The organism is Salipiger sp. 1_MG-2023 (assembly GCF_030547555.1).
Classification (GTDB): Bacteria; Pseudomonadota; Alphaproteobacteria; order Rhodobacterales; family Rhodobacteraceae; genus Salipiger.
The window spans coordinates 1-3759 of the sequence record NZ_JAUOQN010000124.1 but is presented as its reverse complement, the minus strand read 5'-3'; the positions used below and the strand labels follow the sequence as shown (position 1 = coordinate 3759).

Annotated in this window: 3 protein-coding genes; 2 read left to right on the top strand and 1 reads right to left on the bottom strand. The window is 49.2% G+C overall.

Annotated elements, in window-relative coordinates; genetic code table 11:
• Positions 1-362: 362 nt before the first annotated feature.
• Together Q4543_RS23930 and Q4543_RS23925 are read left to right on the top strand one after the other, a co-directional pair.
• On the top strand, positions 363-896 hold the full coding sequence (locus tag Q4543_RS23930) for a T4SS efffector SepA family protein (protein ID WP_303442593.1): 534 nt from the start codon (positions 363-365) through the stop codon (positions 894-896).
• Positions 897-1108: 212 nt separating this feature from the next.
• Positions 1109-2254 (top strand): VRR-NUC domain-containing protein, encoded by a 1146-nt coding sequence (locus Q4543_RS23925; protein WP_303442590.1) that lies wholly within the window; start codon positions 1109-1111, stop codon positions 2252-2254.
• A 129-nt stretch (positions 2255-2383) separates the two neighbouring features.
• Here Q4543_RS23925 and Q4543_RS23920 read toward each other — a convergent pair whose 3' ends face one another.
• A complete protein-coding gene (locus Q4543_RS23920) occupies positions 2384-2926 on the bottom strand; it encodes a recombinase family protein (RefSeq protein ID WP_303442587.1) in 543 nt (180 codons plus the stop codon).
• Positions 2927-3759 lie beyond the last annotated feature (833 nt).

The following is a 3759-nucleotide window of genomic DNA, read 5'->3' as shown; positions in this document are numbered from 1 at the left end:
TGTTTGGCAACATCAAACCAACCAGATGCACCGCCAGCTTTCAAACCGCCCAAACACCAGATTCAGCCATAGCTCCTTCCACGGGAGTTACCCCACAGCGACCTCAACGCTAACGTGCTTCGCACTATCAAGCCCTCAAAATCAAAGAATTTTTCCGGCTAGGCTGCGTCTACCATAATCCAATTGCATCCAACGCCCTGATAGCAGCTTGGTGCCGAAACTTGCAAGGTGTGTGCCAATGTGTGCCAAAATGAATCCAAAGGTTGTGCCTGCTCAGAGCCCACTATTGCCAATCCGTACTCCACATGGGAGCCTGCCAAAGAACAAGTATCTGTTCTAAGAGGAAAGACGTTTTGCCCTACGTGTACATCAAAGATGCCGACTATAAACGCCTGAACGAATTGAAGGGAATTTTTGAAATTGAAGATGTGATTACAAAAATTCTTGAACACTACCTTGAAGAGTACACCAAACCCGAAGCAGAGATTAAAGGGGAAGAAAACCCTAAGTATTTCCAGTTCAGCGACATCCCAAATTTGAACCATGCAAAATTCGTGTCTGGCAGCTTCGACAACGTAGCCCCCACGAAATCAAACTGGAAAGGACTTATGACCCTCGCCTTAGAAACCGGTTTCAAGAGACTTGGTGGGTATGAAGAACTGGCAGCGGTAGTATCGACAAATATGGTTCCCGGCCTCAAAGATGATGAGGGCTACCACTACATTGAAAGTCTCGATTTCTCATTTCAAGGGGTGTCCGCATACTATGCAGCAAAATGCATCGGAGAAATCGCCAAATCGATAAAAGTACCTGTCTTCATCTCGTTCCGCTGGCGACAGAAGGATGATGCTGCACACCCGGGAGAGCCAGGAATCCTCGAGCACAATCCTTCCTAAGGCGCTTCTTTACAAACTGCGGATGATTGCGCCTGCAAAAGCGCTGATCGACGAGGGGCATATGTTACTCCAGGATGGAACAACTAGAGGCAACAATGTAAAGGATTGACTTTCTCAAGCCGCACAGCAACTTTCTTTTTGCCTTGAAATTCTATTGATGAATATTTGAGCCATCCTGCCGCCCTGCCCAACAAAGAAAACCACGCGACAACATGAACAATCTTAATCCCCTCAAGCGTGCAGATGTCATCTTTCTCGAAAGCAACCAAATATCCGTCTCAAGTGCGCCTCTCCTGAGACGATCAAGGAAGGAATGGAGACATACACAAAATGACGAGTGGGAAAGCGTTGAAGCTGCCGCAATAAAATACTTGTCAAGGGAGAAAGGACTATACGTAGACGAAAGAAGGCTACTTGCCGTCTTGCTAGAGGCCACTTTCACTAAAAAGTCAGCGACAAAAATAACTCTTGAATCTATGATCAGGAGCGGACCTACCGCCTTCTACGCATTACACCGCCACACCGAGAGCCAAAGAAGCGAAATTGTACAGAAAATATCGGAACGATCAAGCGAATGGGACTACATCGAACGCGTCCTTTTTACGATATACGGATGGTCCAAGGCAGCAAAATCAAAAAGTGCATTTAAGAATTTCTTCCCGCAATTTTACCAACATCAAGAACCACCAAAAGACTTTGTAAATAGACTAAGGAACTGCTGGAAAAATTTCCACTGCGAACTCCCGAGAATGGCTCAGACTACAATCGACAACAAGAGAATGAAACTGCGCCACACCTACACAAACGAGATTTCGGAGCTGGCTAGATTTGACCCGAAAGAGTTGATCATCGCCAGTCATGAACGTAGGAAAACGGGAGATTATTCAGCTTTCCACAAGGTTCATAGCTCGATTGCAAAATTCCCAGTCACTTTACCGCTTAGGTTTCTGAATGAGGATGACTCACACTCCTTCCTCGAAAGTTTACCGAAATATAGATCATCCCTTAGCGCGCGAGAGCTTATGGAATTAAGTCACAAACCGAACTTTGATCCAACGAGCATACCAGAGGCCAGCTGGCAGGCAAAGAACTCAGAGATCGTTAGGCTGATGGTAGAAATATCCGAGCTAGAAGAACAAGGATCTTGGCTTTCCATGGATAGTCTCGATGCGTCTGGGACGTATGGTTGGGCTGATATTTTCGCTTATGGAGCAAACGGCGAGCGGAAAATAATAGAAGTAAAAGCACCCGGAGATAGGCTCACGCATAACCAGCGGGAGTTCCTACCCCTAGCGCAAAGGAATGGGTGGCAGGTTCGAATACTTTGCCCTCATGAAGCTGACCAAGGCGCGTCTTGATATTACGAAGTTCTATTTTTTGCCCGGCAACCGAAGGGCCTGCTGGTTCAGAATTGCCCCCACCCTCTGATGAATCCAAGGGGCCCCGCACCTAGGCGGGGTCCTTCACCTTTCAGAGTAAACCGCAACCTACCCATTCAAGATGCGGTGTACCGACATACGGCTGATGCCCATGCTGCCAGCAATCTTGTAGGTGGACAGCCCCTCAGCTTTGAGTTCCTTGACCTTCTCACGGTCGATGCTGGGCTTCCTACCCTTATAGACGCCTTTCTCCTTGGCCTTCGCGATCCCCTCAGCCTGACGCTTGCGGATGATGTTTCGCTCAAACTCAGCAAAGGCTCCCATCATCTGTAGTTGCAGCCTAGCGAAGGCATCTTCCTTGTGAGCAGAGAAGGTCAGCCCTTCAGACAGGAAGGCAATGGATGCACCCTTGTCGTTGACGTGCTGGATGATGTCCTGAAGGTCCCTCAGGTCACGGGCAAGACGGTCGATAGAGTAGACCACCACACTGTCACCCTCTCGGACATAGTCCAGGAGAGATTGCAGCGCTGGGCGGTCCTTGGCGCTCTTCCCTGACAGCTTTTCTTCAAAGACCTTATCGACCTGCCCTAGGTCCTGACGGTCCAAGTTCGGATCTACACTGCTAACCCGACGATACCCGACGATTGCCATGATGCTCACTCCAAGCAGTAACATTTGATACTAGAGTAATGTGATTCTAGCATCATTAGCAAGTAAAACAGCCCTATTGTTACCATCAATCCAGTAACAGGCACCAGTAACGCTAGGCTCTACTCAAAAGGTATCCGAGAGAGGCGAAGGCAGGCAGCAACCCAGCACCTTGTTGCAGCTTAAGGCATGGCCCTGCGCGTGGCCTTGGATGACTGATAGAACTGCACTCAACTGCCAGAACACATGCAATAACTTGAAGGTATTTGACTTTATGCGAGCCACATACTAGATAACTGAAACGCGCTCGATAGCATCAGGCTTGACCTGAGTTTAGCTCCAGCGTGTCAGGCTATAAGCCACCCGAAACCCGCCCCGAAAGGATCGCGGGTTTTTCTGTGTCAAATGCTTGGGCGTGTGAGCGGCCTTGCTTCCCAACATCGCTGATTGAATAGCCCTGAGGCCCAGCCTCTCCGAAGGGCCAACACCTATTGGAAGGACGAAATTTGAAAGACAACAAAAGAACCTACACAACAACCTCAGACCAGTTTGGAGACCTGATCGAGGGAACCAGCCAAGTATATTGCGAGTTTGAGCCAGCAGACGCGACGACCTACGCCGCCCTTAAATTCTGGCTAACAGAAATGGGGATAACGCCAGACCGCCGCACCTCAGAAACAAAGTTTATCCGAGCACTATCGGATTTCTGCATGGCCCACCAGTCAAGCCTTGAAGGACGGATTTTTTGGCCCAGCGCGAACGGGTGACGTCCCCAGACGTGGTGTAGCTTACGGTGGCCATCGGGTTTCCCGGTAGGGTCGGGTTGCGAGAACCAA

What these genes read in the sequence shown, in the direction of transcription:
- Q4543_RS23925 (WP_303442590.1), top strand. Translation starts at nt 1,109, where the DNA reads ATGAACAATCTTAATCCCCTCAAGCGTGCAGATGTCATCTTTCTCGAA.
- Q4543_RS23920 (WP_303442587.1), bottom strand. Translation starts at nt 2,926, where the DNA reads ATGGCAATCGTCGGGTATCGTCGGGTTAGCAGTGTAGATCCGAACTTG.